This window comes from Methylosinus sporium (assembly GCF_003113265.1).
GTDB lineage: Bacteria > Pseudomonadota > Alphaproteobacteria > Rhizobiales > Beijerinckiaceae > Methylosinus > Methylosinus sporium.
In genome coordinates this window covers 290,851-312,214 of the sequence record NZ_PUIV01000001.1, presented here as the reverse complement: position 1 = coordinate 312,214, position 21,364 = coordinate 290,851, and the positions used below count along the sequence as shown (strand labels likewise).

Here is a 21,364-nt window from a genome sequence, read left to right as displayed (position 1 = left end):
GTAAACCCCGCTCAGTTCTTGGATTTGGCCAGCGCGTCCAGGGCGCCGGCGAGAATGGAAGCCGCAGCCTTCTCGGCCTCCACGCGGCGGCGGGCCGCCTCTTCCCACTCGCGCGCGACCGTTTTGGCGTCGTCCGGGAATTCCGCGAAGGCGGCGAGCGCCGTCTCGATCTCGCCGCGATCGAGCGCCGCCTCCAGTTTGGCGGCAATGTCGCCGATCGAGGCTTTTTCCTTCTCCGCCGCAGTGCGCACCTTCACCAGCTTCGAGGCGCCCTGCAGCAGCCGGTCGGCCAGAGGCGCGTCGGGTTTCAGCTCGACGGAGGCTTCGAGTTTACGAATCAGCGGATGGAAGGAGGCGCGCAGCGCCCGCGCGTCCGGCGCGCCTTTCTCGGCCGAAGGCGCGAGAGCGGCGAGCGCGCCCGGGTCCGCGCCATGGGCGGCGAGAACGGCGTATTCGGAGGCGAAGGGACCGCCGCGATCGAGCGCCCGTTGCAGCGAATGCGCGACGACGACGATGGTCGCGGGATTGGGGCCTTTGGCCTCTTCCGGCGCGGCGGCCACGGGAGCGGGCGGCTCCGGCGTGGGCGGCGGCGGCGGCTCCACTTCGCGTGGGGCGCGGGTCTCGTCCTTGGCGGTTTCGAGCTTCTCGCGCAGCGATTTCACCTCGTCCGAGAGCCAGTCGATACGGCCTTCGAGGCCGGCGACATTATCCTCGGCGTCTCTTATCTTCTGGTCTTGCGCCTTTTGATCCTGAGCCGGCGGCTCCGAGCGAGCGGGCCGGGCGCCGGCGCCCGCCTGTTCGGCCAGCGCCAGGGCCGAGCGTGCGATCCGCTCCAATTCCTCGATGCGCTGCGTCAGCGCCTCGATGCGAGCGTCTGGGACGGAGGCCGGGGCGGCGGGCTCCGCCACGGGCGTTCGGGCCGGCGGCTCGGGAGGCGCGACCGGGGCCGCCGCGGGCGCAGACCGGGTGACGACAGCCTCTGCGGGAGCGCGCGGCGGGGGGATCGGCTCCGGCGGCTTCGCCTCGACCGGAGCCGGCTTCGCGGGCGCCTCGATTTCACGGCGCGCGATCGGGGCAGGGGGACTCGTAGGCGCAGCGGGCTTTGCGGCCTTGCCCGTCCATTTCACGACGGTCTCGCGCAGCGCTGTGACGAGCTTCTCCGGCCGCGCGAATGTTTCGTCCACGATCGTGGCGAAGGCGGCGAGCTTCTCATGCTTGTCGCGGAAGCGATAGGCGGCGATCGACCCCGCGGTCGCCAGCAGGCCGAGCGTCGCCGCCAGCAGAGTGAAGCGATGCCAGTTCTTGCGGCGCGGTTTCGGCGCCGGCGCGGCCTCGCTCGCGGGCGCCGAAATTGCTTCCCCCTCGGGGCGCTCGGGTTCGGCGGGACGAGCGACGCTCGTCGTCGTCCAGACGTCGTCGGACGCCCTTTCCGAGGCTTCGTGGCCATCTGCTGCGGGGTCTTTGTCGTGCTGCGCCATGTTTCGGGGGCTCCTCGCCGCAGCCCCTTATAGACGAGGCGGACATTCCGCGAAACATCCGCCGCTTCGTTCCAGGCTCATCGCGCCGGGAATTTAGCGCTCACGGCGCGCCGGAAAGCGCCAATGTCCGCCGCGCGCCGTCGAGATGCAGGCGCTCCACCATGCGCCCGTCGATCTGCGCGACGCCGATCGCCGTATTCTCGGGCGCGTCGAACAGCTCGACGATCTTGCGCGCGAATTCGATCTCGGCCGGCGAGGGCGCGAATACCTCGTTGACCGTGGCGATCTGGCCCGGATGGATCAGCATTTTGCCGTCCATGCCGAGGTCGCGGCCCTGCTCGGCCTCGCGGCGCAGCCCTTCGAGATCGTTGAAATCATTGTAGATGCCGTCGATGATATCGACATTGTGCAGACGCGCCGCCAGCACCGAGGCGGAGAGCCAGGCGACGAGCGCCGGCCGGCCCGGCGTCAGTCTCGCGCGCGTCGATTTGGCGATGTCGTTCGGCCCCAGCATCATGGCGGAGAGCGGCGCCTCCTGCGTGGCGCTCGCGATCTTCTCTATGTCGAAGAGCGCGCGCGGCGTCTCGATCATCGCCCAGAGCGTGGTGTGGGCGGGGGCGCCGGCGGCTTTCATATCGCGCGCGGCGCGCAGAATATCGTCCCGGCTATTGGCCTTGGGGACGACGATGGCGTCCGGCCCCGCGGCCGCGACGGCGGCGATATCGGCCGCATACCAGGGCGAATCGAAGACATTGACTCGCACGACGATCTCGCGGGAGCCATAGCCGCCGCCCTTCACCGCGGCGACGACCTGCTCGCGCGCCGCCTCCTTGGCGGCCTCGGCGACCCCGTCTTCGAGCTCGAACATCAGCACATCGGCTGCGAGCGTCTTGCCCTTCTCCAGCGCTCTGGCGTTGGAACCCGGCATGGCCAGCACGCTGCGTCGCGGTCGCGAAATCATGGCTCTTTTTTTCTCCCCTTGCCTCGTCGGTCGCGCTCCACAATAAAGGAGCCGCCGCCGGCGCGCCATCGCCGGCCGTCACGAGGAGCGAATATGACCGAAGCCGGCCCGACAGAGCAGCCCGGCGACATTCTCCCCGTCCATCTCGCGAAAGGCTATGAGACCTTTCTGTCCGGGCGGTTTCGCGGCGAGCAGCAGCGGTTCCACGAGCTCGCCGCCGGCGGCCAGAAGCCGCGGACGATGGTCATCGGCTGCTGCGATTCCCGCGTCGCGCCGGAGGCGATCTTCGACGCCGGGCCGGGCGAGCTGTTCGTCATTCGCAATGTCGGCAATCTGGTGCCGCCCTATGCGCCGAACAATGATTATCACGGCACGTCCGCCGCGCTGGAATATGCTGTGATGGCGCTGAAGGTGAATCATCTCGTCATCCTCGGCCACGCCCAATGCGGTGGGGTGCGCGCCTATGCGGAGAGCCAGGCCGATCCCTACACGCGGCCGCTCTCGGCCGGCGATTTCATCGGCAGCTGGATCAAGCTGCTGGCCCCGGCCGCCGAGCGCGCCGGCGCAATTCCCGATCCCGTCACGTCCGATTACATCGAGCGGCTGGCGTTCGAATCGATCAAGCAGGGCATCGCCAATCTGCGCAGCTTTCCCTGGATCGCGACGCTGGAGCAGCGCCATTATCTCTCGCTGCACGGCGCCTATTTCGGCGTGATGGACGGCAGGCTGCTCGTGCTGGACGAAGCCTCGGGCGAATTCTCGCAGATCGCGCCGCAGGCCCATGCCGCCGCCTTCGCGCAGCCGCGGTTTTAAAAAATGTCCATTCCGCAAATATCCGGCCTGTCGCAGCTCGCCGATCGCTATGACGCGATCCTCTGCGACGTCTGGGGCGTGCTCATCGACGGCCGCTCGCATTTTCCCGCCGCCGCTGCGGCGCTGGAAAAATTCCGCGCGCGCGGGGGCAGAGTGGCGCTGGTCACCAACGCCTCGCGTCCGAGCGAGGAGGTCGGCCGGCAGCTCGACGGGCTCGGCCTGCCGCGCGTGGCCTATGACGATCTCGTCAGCGCCGGGCAATTGACGCTGGAGCAGATGGTCGTGCGCGAGGGAGAAGCGTGCCATCACCTCGGCCCGCCGCGCGACAATGGGCTTTTCGAGGCCGCCGATCGGCTGCTCGGCGGAAAATTCCGCCGCGTTCCACTCGAAGACGCCGATTATGTCGTCTGCACCGGGCTCATCGACGAAAGACGCGAGACGCCCGACGACTATCTGAAAACGCTGGAATATATGCGCGAGCGCGGCCTGCCCATGCTCTGCGCCAATCCCGACATCGTGGTCGGCATCGCCGGGGAGCTGGTCTATTGCGCCGGCGCTCTGGCCGAGCGTTACGCCGCGCTGGGCGGCGAGGTGGTGATGGCCGGCAAGCCCCATCCGCCGATCTATGCCGCCGCTCTCGGCCGCATCGCCGCTCTCGCCGGCGAGGCCCCCGCCCGCGTTCTGGCCATAGGCGACGGCGTGGCTACGGATTTGCTTGGAGCTTCCCGCGCCGGCCTCGACTCGCTGTTCCTGACCGAGGGCGTGCATCGCGACGAGCTCTATCCGCCGCCGGAGCGCCGGCTGGACGTCGCCGCAATGGAGGCGCTCCTGGCCCGGGCCGGAGTCAAACCGGTTGCATTTGCGCCGTTTCTGGTGTGGTAGATGGAGAAACGGCCCAGCGGCCTCTTCCGCTGGGCGACAATTGGCCGGTGACCGCATCCATGTCGACGCCCTTCAAGACCTATTATTTCGAAGACCTCGCCGTCGGAATGCGCGAGACCTTGATGAAGGCCGTCATGGATGACGATGTGATCGCCTTCGCCGATCTCTCCGGCGACCGCAATCCGATCCATTTGTCGGACCATTTCGCCAGCAAGACGCGCTTCGGCGAGCGCATCGTGCACGGCCTCTACACGGCCGCGCTGATCTCCACCGTCATCGGCATGTATCTGCCGGGGCCTGGCGCGGTCTATCTGTCGCAGACGCTCAATTTCCGCGCCCCGGTCAAGATCGGCGACGTGATCCATGTCGTGGTCGAGATCGTCGAGCTGATCGAGAAGGGCCGACGCGCCCGTCTTCATTGCGAATGCCTCGTCGACGGCAAGGTGGTGCTGGACGGCGAGGCCTGGGTCATGGTGCCGAGCCGCGAGCAGGCGACCCGCGCCGCGCAATTGGCCAAGCCCGCCGCCTCGGCTTAGAGCGCGAGGCTCTAACGGCCTTCGTCTTCCTCGTCTGCGGCCAGCACGGCGACGATTTGTCCGGCGCGCTCGCCGAGCGGTCGGCCGGGCCCGAAAATATCCCTGTCCCCGGAGAGCCAGAGCGAGGCGTCCTCGATTTCGGCGAGTGTCGGCGCGAGCGCGAGGATCGCCAGGAGCTTCTCGTCGTCGAGCGCTCCGAGAACGCCGCGAATGTCGGCGGCGCTCGCATGGGTCGGCGTCTCTTCGGGGATTTGCGTCAAATCGGCCTCCCGCTCGGGCTGTGAGCGATCGCGAGCTGTGAGCAATCACGACATGGGCCGGCCCTTCCGGCGCCGAACAAGCGCCCTTTTTCGCCGCCACGCTCACGCAAGAAAAACACCCGCGCGCGCAGCAGCATAGAAGGCGAGACCGGCACGGCTCGGACCTGGCCTTTCACGCGCAGGCGCGTCGAGACGAAAATTATGGCGGTCCGCTCCGAATGACAGGATGATGAGCGCGCGATCCCGCGACAGCCGCCGAGGAGAGAGGGATATGAAGGTAAGGCTCCCGCTGCTCGGCGCTCTGTTCGGCGCCGGCCTCGCCCCGACGGCCGGGGCGGGCGATCTCGGCTATCCGGCGTCGGCGCTCGCGGAATTTTCGGCCAAGCCGCGCGCTTCCTTCGACAATGCGCCGCCGCTCGCTCCCGCGCCCTTCGCCTCGCCCTTCGTCGCGGACCAGAGCGCGGCCTCGCCGCCGCCGGCCGCTCCGCCTGTCACGGCGCAGGCCGAGGCCGCGCCCGCCGCGTCTTCGCCCAAGCAAGCCCCGTCAGAGCAAACGCCCGCGGAGGAAACGCTCCCTGAGCGAGCGCCTTCCGAGTCCTCGCCGGCGGCGACGACCGGGCTCGACGAATATGAGGCGCGCTGCTTCGTGAAGCTCGAGGGCCGGGTCGTGACCGCCAGGCCGTGCCGCATATTGCGCGAGAAGGACAGGGAAGTGATCTTCCAGATCGAGGACGGGCCGCTGACGATCAAGCTGCGGCAGGGCCGCGTCTGGACCGCGCGGCTCAAGGAGCGCGATCTCGGCAATGTCTATAGGACCGGCCCCTGCTGGGGCGCCAAGGGCTTCTATGCCTGCGACCGCGGGAAGCTCTGATCTTTCACCGCGCTTTGACGCCCCGGCCTTCCTCCTGCGGCTCGCTGCGCAGGCCCTTGGGGCCGAGCGTCTTGGCGATGATCGCCTCGGTCGCCGAGGTCCAGCCGGGCTTCGCATGGACGATCGGCGTCGGCCCGTCTCCGGGGACGATGTGAACGAGGCGGAAGCCGCGCGCTTTTAGCTCGCGTAGAAAATCCGGCATCATCGCCGCCGTGGAGGGCCGCGGATCGTGGAACAGCACGATACCTTTTCCCGCCGCCTCCAATCGCGACATCACCAGCTCCAGCTCGGCGCGCGGCGTCATCTCCTGCCAGTCGGAGGCCCAGAGATCGGCGCCGAAGACGGCGACGTCGCGATCTTCGAGCCAGCGCACCAGCTCCGGCGTGTCGGCGAAGCCCGGAAAGCGGAAGAAAGGAAAATGCGGGCTGTCGACGGGCGGAAAGCCCGCCGCGGCGTCGACCGCCCGAAAGCCTTTTTCTATGTCGGCCTGCGCCGCTCCCTCGCTCATCAGCCGCAGCGTGCGCGCCGGGTGGCTGTAGGAATGATGGCCGGCGTTGTGCCCCTCGGCGACGATGCGCCGAACCAGCGCCGGCGCTTCCGCCGCATGGGCGCCGACGAGGAAGAAGGTCGCCCGCGCGCATTCCGCCTTCAGCGCATCCAGCACGCGCTCGGTCGCGCCATGGGCGGGGCCGTCGTCGAAGGTGAGCACCACCTCGCGATCGGCGAGCGCCAGCGTGCGCGGATAGGTCTGCAGGCCGAGCGCCAGACGCTCGCCGCCGTCGATCTCGATCACACGCGAGACGCCGAGGGCCTGCGGACCGCAGTCGGCGGCGCGGGCGGCGGGAATAATCGCGATTAGAGCCGCCGTCAGGCGAAAGAGTGCAGAAAGAACATGCATTGGCGGTTTGCTTTCCGGGCGCGGCGCGTTATGGGAGCCCTGTCCCGGTCTCGCCGGCCGGGCGGACCCCCTCGCGCATCGATCAGGGCCCCATATGTCGCAAGACCATGAAAAATCGGCGCCTGCGGATGGAAATTTTCGTGACGAGGAAACCGGCGAACCGCGCGCCGATTTCGTCGCAGCGGTGGAAGAGGCCATCGCGGAAGGCGATTCCGGCCATGTGAAGGAGCTCGTCTCCCCGCTCCATGAGGCGGATGTCGGCGCGCTGATCGAATTGCTCGATCACGAGGAGCGCCCGCGCCTCGTCGAGCTGATGGGCGATGAATTCGATTTCGCCGCTCTGACCGAGATCGGCGAGACGACGCGCGAGGAGATCCTCGAGGAGCTGCCGGTCGCGACGCTCGCCGAGGCGATGCGCGAGCTCGAGAGCGACGACGCCGTCGCCATTCTGGAGACGCTGGAGCCCGAGGAGCAGGCGCAGGTCCTGGAGGCGCTGCCGGCGCAAGAGCGCATCGTGCTGCGCCGCTCGCTGGAGGCCGCCGAGGGCACGGCCGGGCGCCTGATGCAGACGACGCTGATCGCCGTGCCGCCCTTCTGGTCGGCGGGCGAGGTGCTCGATTTCTTCCGCGCCACCGAGCCGGACGAGCTGCCCGACAATTTCTTCGAGGTCTTCGTCGTCGATCCCGCCTATCGGCTGCTCGGCACGGTTTTTCTCGACGCGCTGGTGCGCGCCCATCCCAAGACTCGCGTCGAGGAGATCATGCAGGCGGACCGCCGCCGCGTGCAATTCGACGAGGACACCGAGGAAGTGGCGCGCCTCTTCGAGCGCTATAATCTCGTCTCCGTTCCCGTGGTGGACGAGGCGGAGCGGCTCGTCGGCGTCATCACCATCGACGACGTCGTCGACGTCATTCAGGAGGCGGCCTCCGAGGAGATCAAGGCGCTCGGCGGCGTCAGCCCGGACGAGGAGCTGACCGACAGCTTCTGGTGGATCGTCAAGAGCCGCTTTCTCTGGCTGCTCATCAATCTCGGCACGGCCTTCATTTCGGCGAGCGTGCTGAAGACCTTCGAATCGCAATTGCAGCAGATGGTGGCGCTCGCCGTGCTCGCGCCCATCGTCGCCAGCCAAGGCGGCAATTCGGCGACGCAGACGATGACGGTGACGGTGCGGGCGCTGGCGACGCGCGAGCTCTCGCGCTCCAACGCGCTTCGCATCATAATGCGCGAGCTGGCGACGGGGGCCTTCAATGGCGCGGCTTTCGGCCTGCTCACCGGGCTCGTCGCGGCCAATTGGTTTCAGACCTTCGGCCTCGGCCCGGTGATGGCGCTGGCCATGTTCACCAATCTCGCCGCCGGCGCGCTGGGCGGCATTCTGGTGCCCATGCTGCTCGAGCGCTGGAAGGTCGATCCGGCCGTCGCCTCCGGCTCCTTCGTCACGACAGTGACCGATGTCGTCGGCTATGGTTCCTTTCTCACCATCGCCACATTATGGTTCCGGCTCGGATGAGTCGCGCGGCCGAGCCTGCGGCGAATCACGCGGGCTTTTGGGAATTAACGCTTCGTTACCGGCTTGCGGGATATTTTCGCGCAATGCGATCGAACGAGATTTTCGCGGCTGCGGCCGCTGCCCTCCTCTCCACGGCCCTCTCCGGCTGCGGTAGCGCCGTGGACCCGTCCTATAGCGCGCGCCCGCGCTTTGCGACCAGCGCGCCGCTGGTCAACACGCGCAAGGATCCGACCTATCTCGCTTATGCGGTGCCGGAGTCGCAGCTGCACGCCTATCCGGCGACGCGCAGCGCCGAATTCTCCGTGCATGGCGTCGATGTCTCCAAATATCAGGGCGACATCGACTGGCAGGCGGTGAAGGAATCGGGCGTCGCCTTCGCCTTCATCAAGGCGACCGAGGGCGGCGACGCGCTCGACTCCAAGTTCCAGCGCAATTGGGCGGCGGCCAAGGCGGCCGGCGTGCCGCGCGGCGCCTATCATTTCGTCTATTGGTGCCGGCCCCCGCATGAGGAGACCGGCTTCTTCAAATCGGTGGTGCCGGTGGAGCCGGACGCGCTGCCGCCGGTGCTGGATGTGGAGGCGACGCCCACATCGCGCAGCTGCAAGCGCACGCTCTATCGCGAGGAAGTGCTGCGCGACATGCGCGTCATGCTAGAGGATATGGAGCGCCATTACGGCAAGAAGCCGATCATCTACAGCTCGGTGGATTTCTATCAGGCGATCCTGCATTCCGGCGCTCTGGCGGAATATCCGATCTGGGTGCGCTCGACGAAATATCATCCGGCGGTGCGCTACGGCGACCGCAAATGGACCTTCTGGCAATATCGCTCCGATGGACATGTTCCCGGAATTCCCGTCGCCGTGGACCAGAACACATTCAACGGCAGCCATGGTCAATGGCGCGAATGGCTCGCCGGCCAGACCGGGCTGAAGGCGCAGCCGGTCGCGACCGCGGCGGCCAAGCCGATCGACGATCGTGGCATAGAGAGACTGATCGAGGAGGATCCGGCGATGCTCCCCTCCGCGATGAAAAACGCGCAGTGACGGGTTCGAGCTCACCGTGACGCCGCGGTCCGGTGAATTGAGATGTCTCGAGAAGCGCGCCTGCTGAGCGATCGGGAGCTGAAAATATTGGCGAAGCCGCCCTATTGACGCGCTCCGTCCCGTTCGCCACATCGGAGCGGGGCCTCGAGGGGCGGCCTCCTGAACCCGGTCGGAGCCGATGCGCGTCATTTCCCTCGTCTTTTTCGCCGCCTTCCTCGCCGCCGGCGCGGCGCGGGCGCAAGCTCCCGCGGCCGAGCCGCCTGCGAGCGAGGCCGGCCGCTTCGCCATGAGTCCGGCGGAGGGCGGAATGCTGCGGCTCGACAAGCAGACCGGCGCGGTCTCCTTTTGCACTGTGGAGGGCGGGCTCTCCGTCTGCCGCGTCGCGGCCGAGGAGCGCGACGCGCTTCAGGGCGAGATCGAGCGTCTCGTCCGCGAGAACGCCGAATTGCGCGCCAAGCTTCCGGGCGCCGCTCCCGAGGCCGCGCCGCGCAAGGGACTGCCGGGAGAGGAGGAGTTCGAGCGCGCCCTCTCCTTTACCGAGCGATTCCTGCGGCGCATGATGAAGCTCTTCCGCGAGGAGGCTCCCAAGGGCGAGAGCCTCTGAGCCGCGCAATCGAGAGCGAAGGACGCGCATGGCCTCCAATAGTCGACTCAATGATTTTCTCGGCGGCTCGCCGCTGCAGGTGCTGGTCAAGCTGCTGTTCGTCTCGCTCGTCGTCGGCGCGCTGCTGATGTGGCTCGAGATCGAGCCCATGGACCTCGTCCATGGCGCGCGGCGATTCTTCGATCGCATCTCCTCGCTCGGCTTCGGCGCGGTGCATACGGTCATCGGCTATGTCGTCACCGGCGCGGTGATCGTGGTGCCGATCTGGCTCGTGCTGCGGCTGTTCAATTCCGGGCGGCGCTGAACGCTCGCAGAAAATCCTTGCGCCGAGCGGCCGGCGCGCGGATGACGGCGCGAGCGCGCCGGCGGATCGTCCGTCGAGGCGCGGGGAAAGTTCGAGGAAACGAAATGTCCGCTCATCTCGACAAGAGATCGACCGTCTATCGCTATCTGACCGGTCCCGACGACGCCGAATTCTGCAAGCGCGTCACCGAGGCGCTGAGCCTCGGCTGGTCGCTCTACGGCTCGCCGACGCTGACCTTCGACGCGGCGAAAGGCCGGGTGATCTGCGGCCAGGCGATCACCAAGGACATCTATGACTTCAAATACACGCCGGACGTGACTCTCTCCGAGCTGTGACAGGATAGATGGATTGGCGGGACGAAGGGCTCGTCATCGGCGTCAAGCGCCATGGCGAATCCGCGGTCATATTGGAGCTGATGACGCGCGCGCATGGCCGTCACGCCGGCATGGTGCGCGGCGGCGCCGGCCGCGCGCTGCGCTCGGTGCTGCAGCCGGGCAATAGCGTCGAGGTCGCCTGGCGGGCGCGGCTCGAGCAGCATCTCGGCGCTTTCGCCGTCGAGCCTCTGCGTTCGCGGGCGGCGCGGCTCATCGACCGCGCCTTCGCCCTGCATGGCGTCGGCCATCTCTGCGCGCTGCTACGGTTGCTGCCGGAGCGCGATCCGCATGGCGAATTATTCGATATGGCCGAGGTCATCGCCGATCGGCTCGATTCGCTCGATCTCGCTCCGGCGCTGATGGCGCGCTTCGAGCTGGCGTTGCTGGCGGCGCTGGGCTTCGGTCTCGATCTCGAGCGCTGCGCCTTGACGGGGGAGACGGCGGACCTCGCTTATGTGTCGCCCAAGACCGGCCGGGCGGTCGCGCGCGCCGCCGCCGCGCCCTGGCGCGATCGTCTGCTGCCTTTCCCCGAATTTCTGCGCCAGCCGGCGCCGGCCGGGGCGGATGCGGAGGAGCTGGCGGCGGCCTTCCGCCTCACCGGGCATTTTCTGCAGCGCGACGTCTTCGGCCCGCGCGGACTCACGGCGCCGCAGGCGCGCGCGCTCTACGTGGCGGCTTGCGGCGCGATGCGAGCCTGAAGGCTCGCGGTCCAAGCGCCCCCGGACGCGAGCCTGCGCTCACCCGAAATGCGTCACTCTCCCTCGCACACCACCCGGCGCTCGTGACGGCTGACGCCATAGCCCTCGTCGATCGGCACTTCCACTTCCTTGCACAGAGCTTGCGGCGAACGGGCGCGGCGCGCATCCTTCTTCTCCGCGGCGTCCTCGTGCAAAAAGGGCAGCCAGTCGAACAGCGAAAATTCCAAGGCCTTGGATTGCGCGCTGGCCGCAGCCATGCCGGCGCCGATAAAAAATGCGAACAGGAGAGGCTTCTTCATGAGATTAGGCTCGAACGGACGGCGATGCGACAGGACGCCGAAAGCTCGGCTGTCTTAGTGGAAGCGCGCAGCGACGGCAATGGTTCACGCCAGAGTCGCGGCGGGCTATAAGCGCACGCAGCAAACGCCGAAAGGGCGGGAGTCGGCGATATGGCGAAAAGCGGAACGACGACGACGGAAGACGGCGGCGGAGATGCGCTGCCGGTGGAATTGCGCACCGCGCTCGAGGAGCGATACCTCACTTATGCGCTCTCGACGATCACCGGCCGCGCGCTGCCGGATGCGCGCGACGGCTTGAAGCCCGTGCATCGCCGCATTCTCTACGGAATGCAGATGCTGCGGCTGGACCCGAACACGCCGTTCAAGAAATGCGCGAAGATCGTCGGCGATGTGATGGGCTCCTTCCATCCGCATGGCGATCAGGCGATCTACGACGCGCTGGTCCGCCTCGCGCAGGATTTCTCCTCGCGCTATCCGCTCGTCGACGGACAAGGCAATTTCGGCAATGTCGATGGCGACGCCGCCGCCGCCTATCGCTACACGGAAGCGCGCATGACCGCGGTCGCGCGGCTGCTGCTCGAGGGCATAAACGAGGACGCGATCGACTTCCGCCCCAATTATTCGGGCGAGGAGCAGGAGCCGGTCGTGCTGCCGGCGGCCTTCCCCAATCTTCTCGCCAATGGCGCGCAGGGCATCGCCGTCGGCATGGCGACCTCCATTCCGCCGCATAATCTCAATGAGCTGTGTGACGCCGCGCTCTATCTGATCTCGCATCGCAGCGCGACAGCGGAGCAATTGCTCACCTTCGTGCAGGGGCCGGATTTTCCGACCGGCGGCATTGTCGTCGATCCGCGCCCCCAGATCGTCGAGACCTATCGCACCGGGCGCGGCTCCTTCCGCCTGCGTGCGCGCTGGAAAAGGGAAGAGACTGCGCGCGGGCAATGGGTCGCGGTCGTCATCGAGATTCCCTATGGCGTGCAGAAATCACGCCTCATCGAGAAGCTCGCCGAGCTGGTCGTCGAGAAGAAGGCGCCGCTCGCCGGCGATGTGCGCGACGAATCCGCCGAGGATGTGCGCATCGTCATCGAGCCGCGCGCGCGCACCGTCGATCCGGCGCTGATGATGGAGACCTTGTTCAAGCTCTCCGAGCTGGAGGTGCGTTTTCCCGTCAATATGAATGTGCTCGTCGATGGCGCCGTGCCGCGCGTCGTCTCGCTGGACGAGGCTTTGCGCCAATGGCTCGACCATCGCCGCGAGGTGCTGGAGCGCCGTTCGCGGCATCGGCTCGGCGAGATCGTGCGCCGGCTCGAGGTGCTCGAGGGCATGATCATCGTCTTCCTCAATCTCGACGAGGTGATTCGCATCATCCGCGAGGAGGACGAGCCCAAGCAGGCGTTGAAGGCGGCTTTCGAGCTGACCGACGTGCAGGTCGATTATATTCTCGACACGCGCCTGCGCGCCTTGCGCAAGCTGGAAGAAATGGAGCTGCGCAAGGAACATGCGAAGCTGCTCGAGGAGAAGACGGAGGTCGAATCGCTGCTCGCCGACGAGGGGAAGCAGTGGAAGACGATCACCACGCAGATTCGCGAGCTGAAAAAGACGATTCTCGCCGACGCCAAGCTCGCCAAGCGCCGCACCACTTTCGAGGATGCGCCGGAGGCGACCGATATCGATCTCGCCGAGGCGCTGATCGAGCGCGAGCCCATCACCATCGTCGTGACGCAAAAGGGCTGGATACGCGCGCTCAAAGGCCATGTGGCCGATCTGACGCAGCTCCAGTTCAAGGGCGACGACGCGCTGGAGACGTCCTTCTTCGCGCAGACGACGTCCAAGGTTCTGGCTCTCGCCTCCAATGGCAAGGCCTATACGCTGGACGCCGCCAAGCTGCCGGGCGGGCGCGGCCATGGCGAGCCGATAAGGCTGATGGCCGATATCGACGAAGACGCGGCGATCGTGAAAGTGCTGCCGCAGACGCCGGACGCGCTGCTGCTGCTCGTCGCGGACGACGGACGCGGCTTCGTGGTCTCGCAGAACGATCTCGTCGCGACGACGCGCAAGGGCCGCGCGGTCTTCAACGTGGAGCCGCCGTCCAAGCTGAGAATCGTGACGCCGGCGGAGGGCGACCATGTCGCCATCATCGGCGAGAATCGCAAGCTTCTGGTGTTCCCGCTCGCCGAGGCGCCGCAAATGGCGCGCGGCAAGGGCGTGCGGCTGCAACGCTACAAGGATGGCGGCGTCGCCGACGCCAAGGTCTTCGCGCTCGCCGACGGGCTGACCTGGGTCGATTCGTCCGGCCGCACCTTCACCGTGGACAAGCGCGAGCTGAGCGAGTGGATCGCCCATAGGGCGGAAGCGGGGCGGCTACCGCCGCGGGGGTTCCCGAAGAGCAATCGATTCGGGGCGTGAGGGCTCGGCTCCTGGGTCAGCGTGGCATTTGATTGGCGGCGCGGCCGCAACTCGCCTTGATCACCGGGCTGCTTTCCCACGGCCGGAGCCATCCATAGTGCCACGAGCCGTTCGCGCAATACATCCCGCGATGGACGGGGACCGACAAGTCGCCGCCTTTTACATCGGGTATCGGGTTGTAATACGTGCCCAGCGGCGCCGCGAATAGAGGCGTCACGCCAACAAGCGACAGGCCAAGCGCAATTGGAGCCAGGAGCTTGCGCATTGTGCTCTCCAGTCTTGTTGCACATGGGTCGGTAATCCGATCCACTCACGATGGTTCCAATATTTATGGCTCAGCGCGGCGGCGCGCGTGCCTCGAGACGCGGCCTTCGGCCGCTGAGGGAAAGTCCTGGCGCCGACGTGTGTGGGCTCCTACAACCCCGGATCATGCGACTCGTCGATGATCTGATCCATCGTCAGCGCCGGCTCTGCGGCGCCCACATCGCCGATGACGCGGGCCGGCACGCCGGCCACCGTCTTATGCGCCGGCACAGATTCCAGCACCACGGAGCCCGCCGCCACGCGGGCGCGCTCGCCGATCTCTATGTCGCCGAGCAGCTTGGCCCCCGCGCCGATCAGCACGCCATGGCGCACCTTTGGATGGCGCGCGCCGCCGGCGGTGCCGGAGCCGCCCAGCGTCACCCCATGCAGCATGGAGACGTCGTGCTCTATGACGCTGGTGGCGCCGATCACCACGCCGGTCGCATGATCGAGAAAGAAGCCGGCGCCGATTCGCGCCTGCGGATGGATGTCGGTCTGGAAACGCGCCGAGGCGAGGCTCTGGAGCCAGAGCGCGAGATCGCTGCGGCCGGAGCGCCACAGCCCATGCGCCAGCCGATAGCTCTGAATGGCGTGGAAGCCCTTGAAATAGAGCGCCGCCTCGAGCAGCCGGGTGCAGGCGGGATCACGGTCGAAAACGGCCATCAGATCGGCGCGCAACGCGGCGCCCAGGGCCGAATCACGGGCCATCTGATCGCGGCAGAGCCGCTCTATGACCGTCGCCGGCAGTTCCGGCGCCGCGAGACGCTGCGCGATTCGATGCGCGACCACGGCCTCGAGACTGTCCTGCGCCAGAATCGCCGCATAGAGAAAGGCCGCCATATGCGGCTCGCGGCCCGCGGCGGCTTCGGCCTCGGCGGAGAGGCGGGAAAAAAGCGGATCGACGCCGGAAAGGGCGACGAGCCGCGCGGGGCCGCTGTCGATCATGGCTCGGCTCCGCTATTCCCGCTGCGCGAGAAAATCGAGCACCGCCTGCTTGAACACGCGGTCGCCGACGGCGCGATTATGGTCGCGGCCGGGAATATCGACGATATGGGCGTCCGGGAACAAAGGCTCAAGCGGATGCGGATCGCCGGCCACCTCGTCGCGCGTGCCGACGCAGATCAGCACGGGAACCTTTATCGCGGCGAGCCGGGCGCGGTCGACGGTCTGATTCGGGCCGCGCGCGCAGGCGGCGAGAGAGGGAAGATCTGCGCGCGTCGCCTCGGCGAAGCCGCGGAACATTTTCAGCAGCGGATCGTCGATATCCTCTATGCGCTCGGCCTCCATGGCCTCGGCGAGGCCGCGCGGCAGGCCCGTGGTCACGAGATTGCCGCCGATGCCGCCGAGCACGAGGGAGCGGACGACCTCGGGATGGTCCAGCGCCAGCGTGGCGGCGATTCGCGCGCCCATGGAATAGCCCATCACATCGGCGCGCTCGACGCCGAGCTCGGCGAGGAGATTGGCGACGTCGCCGGCCATGAGCGAAAGCTCATAAGCCGCCGGATCGTGAATCTTCTCGGAACGGCCATGGCCCCGATTGTCGAGCACGATGACGCGCCGCCCGTCCTCGGTGAGCGTCTTCACCCATTGAGGGAACAGCCAATTCACGGCATGTGTCGAGGCGTAGCCGTGAATGAGGACGATCGGCTCATGGCGATCCTCCGTCAGGGGCGGAAAATCGATATAAGCGATCTGCACGCCATTCGACCCGAACTCGTCCATCATCAATCCTATTTTATTACATTCAAGGAGCGTCGCCATCAGGATCGTCGGTAATTATCGCAGCCATAAGGCGGCGCAAGCGTCTTGTCCGGGGAAATATCTTCCTATTGCCAAGCGGCCTCGCAGCCGCTAAACGAGCGGCTCACCGGTTCGACGCGCCGCTGCGGCGCAGCGCGGACCGTAGGCGCCCGTAGCTCAGCTGGATAGAGCACCAGACTACGAATCTGGGGGTCAGGAGTTCGAATCTCTTCGGGCGCGCCATTTGCGTATAAAACCGCGAACACCCTTGCCGATTTGTTCTCCGGCGACGACGCTCTGTTCGAGGCTGGTCTTGGAGCCGTGAATGCGGATGACTTGGTCGTCGACCTCGACGGCTTCGACGACCGCCCGCAAATTGGCTCTGCGGAACGAAGTTTCGCCGACTGTGATCTTTTCTCGCATGAAGACACCGAATCGCTCGAGCTGGTCTGGTTCGAGCGCGATTGACGGCGCGGCCTGGGCTTTGATCCGCTCCAGCGCGGCTTTCGCCCGTTCCCGTTCGGATTTGAGAGTGGCGAGACGGTCTCGAAGCAGATCGTCCATGTCGGTGACGCCATCCTCGACCATTTCGTAGAGGCGCTTCAGCTTGTCCTCGGCCCGAGCGACTTCTGATTGGAGGGAGTCCACCGATTCCGGACCTCGTCGTCGACAGCGGCGCGCTTCTGGACCAGGGAAGTCAAGGTGCCGGCCAGCCGGTTCGGGCCGAATAGCCGGTCGGCGAGATGGGTCGTGACCAGCCCGTCGAGCCGGTCCATCGGGATCGAGCGCCCCTTGCAGCCGGTCTTGCCGACACGGGCGGCCGTGGAGCAGCTGTAATAGCGATGCACTTTGCCGCTCTTCGAGGTCCCGGTGCGCAGCGTCATCGCACCGCCGCAAGTAGCGCAGACAGCGAGGCCGGTAAGGAGAATGGGGCCGGTGACGACGCGGGGTGGCAGGACGCGCGGGTCTCGGGCTTTCAGGCTCGCCTGGGCCTTGTCGAAGACGGCCGTTTCGATGATCGGCGGGACGGCGATCTCGATGACTTCACTTTCGGCTTTGGCTCTCCCGGTTTTGGCCTCGCGCTTGTTGAAGCGCCACCAGCTTGCATAGACCGGATCGCGCTGAAATTCGGGACGATGGTCGTCCATGGCGGAAGCGCCGGGCTCGACATATTCGGCGACGATGCGCCAGCTATGGCGTGCGCAATAGGCGCTCGTCTGCGCCTGCTGGTCGGGGATAGAGAGGTCGACCTCCGCCTGCCGCGTCGCGGCGCGCAGTATCCCGGGCGAGCTTTTGCGCGCGCCAGATCGACGGCGCGTAATGCGCCGCGAGCAGGTCTTCAGGGGGAAGAGTCCAGGAGGTCCTGGCTGCATTCGTCGGTGAGGATGGCGAGGATCAGATGGGCGTATATCCAGCTGCGCCCGCCCTTTTCGGTCTTGGCCGGCAAGCAGTCGAGCCGCAGCAGGCTCTTCAATCTCTTGAAGGCGAGCTCGATCTGCCATCGCAAGCGATACAAGGCGAGCACGTCGGCGCCGGGATGATCGTTTGGTGAGAGCGAGGTCGCCAGCACGACGAATTCAGCGGCGATCAGACTGCGTGGATCGAGCCGCTTGCCTTTGTCGCGCGCATCGCGCTTCGCTCGCTCGCGAGCGGCGCACGCCGCCGCCTCGGGCTTGCGCGCCATGACGATGCGGGTTCGCATCGGCTCTTTCCCATGTGTGTCTCCGTCTGATGAAGAAGGCGAGATAACCGGGCCAAGCCGCGGCAAGCGAATGCGCCGTCACCACTTCATGACTGGGTAACTTGATCTCGAGCACGAGGAGCGTGACGGCGATCGCGAAGACGCCGTCGCTGAATATCTCGATCCGCGTCGTCTCTTTGTCGTTCTGCATTCGTGTCCGTTCTCGGCGACTCGAGCGGCGGCGCATTGCCGACGCTACGACGGTGGCGACTGCTTCGGCTTCTCAAGGCTGCTCTGGGCTTGGAGCGCCGTCGACTGAACCCGCATCCGTCTTTGCCAGAGGGAGTGTAAAGCTGAAGATCGCTCCGCCTTTCGGATTGGATTCTGCCCATATCTTTCCGTAATGCGCTTCGACGATCGAGCGTGAAATCGACAATCCGACGCCAATCCCGCGCGCTTTCGTCGTGACGAAAGGATCAAACAGGCTTGCCTTGACCTTTTCCGACACCCCGGGACCTGTGTCGGCGACATCGATGCGAATCATGTCTCCCTCGTCCGAGGACGTCGATATCGTCAACTCCCGCTTGTCCGAATCACTCATTGCATCGATCGCGTTCCGCATCAGATTGATCAGAACCTGCTTGATCTGGACATTGTCCACGAGCGCGCGATCGTCCTTCGCATTCAAATGAAATGTTCCACGGACACCGGCCTGCTTCGCGGTCGGGAGGGTGAGGTCATAAGCCTCTCCGATCAGCTTGTGCACGCTCGAGAAGGTCTTCTTCGGCTCGTCGCGGGAGACGAATTCACGCAAATGATCGACGACCTGCGCGGCCCACATCACCTGCTCGACAGCGCTCCCCAAAATGCTTTCGATGCTCGCGGGGCGCCGCTCCGATGGTATTTTCAACGAGCGCTGCGCCGCATGGAGATAGGTCGCGGCGGCCGAGAGCGGCTGATTGATCTCATGCGCGAGGCCGGTGCCCATTTCCTTCATCGAGTTCAGACGGTCGGCTTGCAGCCTCTGCACCTTCTCTTCCGAGCGCGTCGTGCTGGTCACGTCGATGAATGTCGAAACCACTCCGTCGATTTGTTGGGAGGCGCCGCGATAAGGGGTGAGGCGCGCGAGATAATAGGGGGCGTCGACGTCGTTCTTGTGCACCCGCCGCTCGATCGAATCACCGGTTTCCAAGACCTCGAGGAGGTCGGTCGTCAATTCGGGGTAATCGAGCTTTGTCGCGAGGTCGGTGAGCGGTCGCCCGGCGTCCGAAGGGATGATGTTGAAGATTTGCGACGCCGCGGGCGTGAAGCTGCGAATGACGAGATTGCGATCCATGAAGATCGTCGCGATGCGCGTGCTCGCGAATACGTTCCGCAGATCGCTGTTGGCCCGGTCCAGTTCGTCGATCTTGCTCTCCAGCTCATGGTTGACGGTCCTCATCTCCTCATTGAGCGATTGCAGCTCTTCCTTGGAGGATTCGAGCTCCTCATTGGTCGACTGCGTTTCCTCGTTCATCGAGATCAGCTCTTCATTTGCCGATTTCAACTCCTCGAGGGCCGTCTCATATTCCTCGATCGTCGCCTGAAGCCGTTCGCGGGTATCGAACAATTCCCGTTCCAGCCGCGCCGCGTCGCCCGCCGGCTCGCGCTCGCCCGGAGAGAGCGGCGTCGCGTCCGCCGTCGATGGTTCTCTCGATTGGAACAAAATCAAGAAAAGCGCCTTGCCGCCCTCCCGGTCCGGCAGAGGCTCGGCGATCAGCGAGACGAGCTCCGTGTGGTCCTTGTCGGTTTCGACTTTCACATTCTGGCGCGTCGCCGTTCGGCGCGTCTCGATCGCCTCGCGCAGCACGCTGCGCAGATCGAGGCGTAGCCCTTTGCGCGCCATGGCGAAGATTTGACGATCCGGCGCTCCGGGCGCCGCTTCGAGATATTTGCCCGTTCGGGTAGAAAAATGAATGATATCGCCGTCCTCGTTCACGACGACATGCGAAGGCCCGAATCCTTCGGCGATACGCGTCTCCACGGCGCGACGCAATTGTGACGCGGACCCGGCGCTGGTCTTGCCTGATACAGGAGCGGGGAAGGAAAGAGCATGCAAGCCCGCCATGAAATGCGGCATGCGCACCCGCCGGCCGGGGTCGCGCGCCTCGAAAAGGCAATGTTTCTTGTCGAGCGGCGTAAAGAGATCGGAGAATTGGCCTATGCTCTCCGACATCCCCAAAAAGAGAATTCCCCCAGCGCGGAGGGAATAGTGAAATATGGGAATCACCTCCCTCTGCACATCGGCGCCGAGATAGATCAGCAGATTGCGGCAGGAGACGAGATCCATATGCGAGAAAGGCGGATCGCGCAGGATGCTGTGCGGAGAGAAGACGCAGAGATCGCGAACCGCCTTGACGACGACATAGCTGCCGGACTCGGCCGTGAAAAAACGTCTGCGTCTCTGCTCCGAAACGGCGTCCATCAGCGCGGCGGGATAGCGGGCGGCGCGCGCGATCGTCAGAGCCGCCTCGTCGATATCCGTCGCGAAAATGGTCACGCGCGGAGCGACTCTCAACCCGTCCATATGCTCGCGCAGAATGATCGCGATCGAATAGACTTCCTCGCCCGTGGAGCAACCGGGAACCCAGACCCGCACCGTATCGGCCGCGCCTTTTCCCTCGAACAGCCGCGGGATGGCGATTTTTCGGAGCGCGTCGAATGCGTCCGAATCGCGAAAAAAGCTCGTGACATTGATCAAGAGGTCGCGAAACAGCGCCGTCGCCTCTTCGGGAGCCTCGCGCAGGCGCGCCACATAGTCGCTGATCTTCTCGCATTGCTGTATATGCATGCGGCGACGGACCCGGCGCATGAACGTCTTGGTCTTGTAGCCGCTGAAGTCATGCCCCGCAGCATCACGCAGGATCGAATAGATGGCTTGGCGCGCCTCGATAACGACGCCGTCGTCCTCGTTCATTCGTTGGTCCGCCGCGAGATCGTCCGGCTCGTCGAGGTCGCGTACGATCTCGACGAGCTTTTCCGCCATCGCATCGACCGGAATCGCAAAATCGACCAGACCGCTGGCGATGGCGCTGCCCGGCATCCCCCCAAATCCCGGACCCGTCCCATCGCTCGCCTGCGCCATGGTCACGCCGCCGTGCTCTTTGATCGCCTTGATGCCGAGCACGCCGTCGCTGCCGCTCCCGGACAGGACGACCCCGATAGCCGATTCGCCACGGTCGCGAGCGAGCGCGCTGAAGAAGACGTCGATCGGCGAGCGCTCGTGATGGGCGGGGTCGGTCGCGATCATCCGAAGCCGCCCCGAGGCGATCGTCAGGACCGCGGCCGGCGGGATGACATAAATCTTGTCTTTCTCGAGCTCCTGACCGTCGCGCGCGACCTCGACGCTCATTTTGGCGTGGCGCGCCAGAATATCCGTGAGGAGGCTCTTCCGGTCGGGAGCCAGATGCATGATGATGACGAAGCTCATCCCGGGATTGGCCGGCATGGCGCGGAACAGGCTCTCCAACGCTTGGATGCCGCCGGCGGAAGCGCCGACGCCCACGATGGGGAACGATGTGTCCGGTTTCATCGGCGGCGCCTTTCGCCTCGCTTTGATATAATGCACTTCGAGGCCGTCGGTGTCACGCTGATATCTTGGCGCGGATAAATTAGTTTAGGTAATTGCTTGTCGAAGCGCGTCACGGAACCGTTGAAGCCATCAAAT

General features: G+C 65.8%; 23 protein-coding genes, 1 tRNA gene and 1 pseudogene. 12 read left to right on the top strand and 13 right to left on the bottom strand.

The genetic code is table 11. The features are described 5' to 3' along the window. Positions 1-11: 11 nt before the first annotated feature. Together C5689_RS01465 and C5689_RS01460 are read right to left on the bottom strand one after the other, a co-directional pair. Positions 12-1,478: a COG4223 family protein gene (locus tag C5689_RS01465; RefSeq protein WP_108915467.1), complete on the bottom strand. Its 1,467-nt coding sequence runs from the start codon at positions 1,476-1,478 to the stop codon at positions 12-14. 100 nt (positions 1,479-1,578) lie between these two features. Next, a complete protein-coding gene (locus tag C5689_RS01460) occupies positions 1,579-2,439 on the bottom strand; it encodes an HpcH/HpaI aldolase/citrate lyase family protein (RefSeq protein WP_108915466.1) in 861 nt (286 codons plus the stop codon). A gap of 93 nt (positions 2,440-2,532) precedes the next feature. Between C5689_RS01460 and C5689_RS01455 the strand changes: the two genes are divergently transcribed. From C5689_RS01455 to C5689_RS01445, 3 genes are read left to right on the top strand one after another with little or no spacing between them, the layout of a single operon-like run. Then, entirely contained in the window at positions 2,533-3,252 is a 720-nt protein-coding gene (locus C5689_RS01455) for a carbonic anhydrase (protein WP_108915465.1), read from the top strand. Between the two features lie 3 nt (positions 3,253-3,255). Continuing rightward, positions 3,256-4,134 (top strand): TIGR01459 family HAD-type hydrolase, encoded by an 879-nt coding sequence (locus C5689_RS01450; protein ID WP_108915464.1) that lies wholly within the window; start codon positions 3,256-3,258, stop codon positions 4,132-4,134. 59 nt (positions 4,135-4,193) lie between these two features. Beyond that, on the top strand, positions 4,194-4,670 hold the full coding sequence (locus C5689_RS01445) for a MaoC family dehydratase (protein WP_108915622.1): 477 nt from the start codon (positions 4,194-4,196) through the stop codon (positions 4,668-4,670). Positions 4,671-4,681: 11 nt separating this feature from the next. Here the strand turns inward: C5689_RS01445 and C5689_RS01440 are convergent, their stop codons facing one another. Then, on the bottom strand, positions 4,682-4,930 hold the full coding sequence (locus C5689_RS01440) for a hypothetical protein (RefSeq protein ID WP_108915621.1): 249 nt from the start codon (positions 4,928-4,930) through the stop codon (positions 4,682-4,684). Between the two features lie 271 nt (positions 4,931-5,201). On the opposite strand from C5689_RS01440, the gene C5689_RS01435 reads away from it, so the two are divergent. Continuing rightward, complete coding sequence (locus C5689_RS01435; RefSeq protein WP_108915463.1) at positions 5,202-5,801, top strand: hypothetical protein; 600 nt, start codon at positions 5,202-5,204, stop codon at positions 5,799-5,801. Between the two features lie 4 nt (positions 5,802-5,805). Here C5689_RS01435 and C5689_RS01430 read toward each other — a convergent pair whose 3' ends face one another. Next, positions 5,806-6,699 carry a polysaccharide deacetylase family protein gene (locus tag C5689_RS01430; protein WP_108915462.1) on the bottom strand — a complete coding sequence of 298 codons (894 nt, stop codon included), beginning with the start codon at positions 6,697-6,699 and terminating at the stop codon, positions 5,806-5,808. Between the two features lie 94 nt (positions 6,700-6,793). On the opposite strand from C5689_RS01430, the gene mgtE reads away from it, so the two are divergent. The 6 genes from mgtE to recO all read left to right on the top strand — a co-directional run bounded on the left by mgtE (position 6,794) and on the right by recO (position 11,229). Then, positions 6,794-8,206: a magnesium transporter gene (mgtE, locus tag C5689_RS01425; RefSeq protein ID WP_108915461.1), complete on the top strand. Its 1,413-nt coding sequence runs from the start codon at positions 6,794-6,796 to the stop codon at positions 8,204-8,206. A gap of 83 nt (positions 8,207-8,289) precedes the next feature. Continuing rightward, positions 8,290-9,249 carry a glycoside hydrolase family 25 protein gene (locus tag C5689_RS01420; protein WP_108915460.1) on the top strand — a complete coding sequence of 320 codons (960 nt, stop codon included), beginning with the start codon at positions 8,290-8,292 and terminating at the stop codon, positions 9,247-9,249. Positions 9,250-9,427: 178 nt separating this feature from the next. After that, positions 9,428-9,853, top strand: coding sequence for a hypothetical protein (locus C5689_RS01415; protein ID WP_108915459.1), 426 nt, complete (start codon positions 9,428-9,430; stop codon positions 9,851-9,853). A gap of 28 nt (positions 9,854-9,881) precedes the next feature. Continuing rightward, a complete protein-coding gene (locus C5689_RS01410; RefSeq protein ID WP_108915458.1) occupies positions 9,882-10,157 on the top strand; it encodes a DUF6460 domain-containing protein in 276 nt (91 codons plus the stop codon). Positions 10,158-10,261: 104 nt separating this feature from the next. Further along, positions 10,262-10,492, top strand: a complete 231-nt coding sequence (locus C5689_RS01405; protein WP_108915457.1) for a DUF1737 domain-containing protein — start codon at positions 10,262-10,264, stop codon at positions 10,490-10,492. Between the two features lie 8 nt (positions 10,493-10,500). Beyond that, positions 10,501-11,229 carry a DNA repair protein RecO gene (recO, locus tag C5689_RS01400; protein WP_108915456.1) on the top strand — a complete coding sequence of 243 codons (729 nt, stop codon included), beginning with the start codon at positions 10,501-10,503 and terminating at the stop codon, positions 11,227-11,229. 53 nt (positions 11,230-11,282) lie between these two features. Here the strand turns inward: recO and C5689_RS01395 are convergent, their stop codons facing one another. Next, positions 11,283-11,528 carry a hypothetical protein gene (locus C5689_RS01395; RefSeq protein WP_108915455.1) on the bottom strand — a complete coding sequence of 82 codons (246 nt, stop codon included), beginning with the start codon at positions 11,526-11,528 and terminating at the stop codon, positions 11,283-11,285. A gap of 150 nt (positions 11,529-11,678) precedes the next feature. Here C5689_RS01395 and parC point away from each other — a divergent pair, with 150 nt between their 5' ends. Next, positions 11,679-13,934, top strand: a complete 2,256-nt coding sequence (gene parC / locus C5689_RS01390) for a DNA topoisomerase IV subunit A (RefSeq protein WP_108915454.1) — start codon at positions 11,679-11,681, stop codon at positions 13,932-13,934. Positions 13,935-13,950: 16 nt separating this feature from the next. Here the strand turns inward: parC and C5689_RS18100 are convergent, their stop codons facing one another. From C5689_RS18100 to C5689_RS01380, 3 genes are all read right to left on the bottom strand, one after another. Then, the gene (locus C5689_RS18100) at positions 13,951-14,199 is read right to left on the bottom strand and encodes a hypothetical protein (RefSeq protein ID WP_142862873.1); all 249 of its coding nucleotides are present in this window, start codon (positions 14,197-14,199) and stop codon (positions 13,951-13,953) included. 149 nt (positions 14,200-14,348) lie between these two features. After that, the gene (gene cysE / locus C5689_RS01385; protein ID WP_108915453.1) at positions 14,349-15,182 is read right to left on the bottom strand and encodes a serine O-acetyltransferase; all 834 of its coding nucleotides are present in this window, start codon (positions 15,180-15,182) and stop codon (positions 14,349-14,351) included. A 12-nt stretch (positions 15,183-15,194) separates the two neighbouring features. Further along, on the bottom strand, positions 15,195-15,959 hold the full coding sequence (locus C5689_RS01380; RefSeq protein WP_108915452.1) for an alpha/beta fold hydrolase: 765 nt from the start codon (positions 15,957-15,959) through the stop codon (positions 15,195-15,197). Between the two features lie 184 nt (positions 15,960-16,143). On the opposite strand from C5689_RS01380, the gene C5689_RS01375 reads away from it, so the two are divergent. Further along, a tRNA-Arg gene (locus C5689_RS01375) sits at positions 16,144-16,220 on the top strand. On the opposite strand, the gene C5689_RS18765 is transcribed toward C5689_RS01375, so the two are convergent. The 5 genes and pseudogenes from C5689_RS18765 to C5689_RS01355 all read right to left on the bottom strand — a co-directional run bounded on the left by C5689_RS18765 (position 16,191) and on the right by C5689_RS01355 (position 21,229). Next, positions 16,191-16,565 carry a hypothetical protein gene (locus C5689_RS18765; RefSeq protein ID WP_244594528.1) on the bottom strand — a complete coding sequence of 125 codons (375 nt, stop codon included), beginning with the start codon at positions 16,563-16,565 and terminating at the stop codon, positions 16,191-16,193. The two genes, C5689_RS01375 and C5689_RS18765, sit on opposite strands and share 30 nt — an antisense overlap. 14 nt (positions 16,566-16,579) lie before the next feature. Continuing rightward, the gene (locus C5689_RS18760) at positions 16,580-17,125 is read right to left on the bottom strand and encodes a recombinase zinc beta ribbon domain-containing protein (protein WP_244594539.1); all 546 of its coding nucleotides are present in this window, start codon (positions 17,123-17,125) and stop codon (positions 16,580-16,582) included. 191 nt (positions 17,126-17,316) lie between these two features. Next, on the bottom strand, positions 17,317-17,679 hold the full coding sequence (locus C5689_RS01365) for a transposase (RefSeq protein WP_146188297.1): 363 nt from the start codon (positions 17,677-17,679) through the stop codon (positions 17,317-17,319). A 40-nt stretch (positions 17,680-17,719) separates the two neighbouring features. Beyond that, a pseudogene (locus C5689_RS19025) lies at positions 17,720-17,869 on the bottom strand (TMEM175 family protein); the annotation flags it as partial. Positions 17,870-17,941: 72 nt separating this feature from the next. Continuing rightward, positions 17,942-21,229, bottom strand: coding sequence for a CheR family methyltransferase (locus C5689_RS01355; protein WP_146188296.1), 3,288 nt, complete (start codon positions 21,227-21,229; stop codon positions 17,942-17,944). Positions 21,230-21,364: the final 135 nt, after the last annotated feature.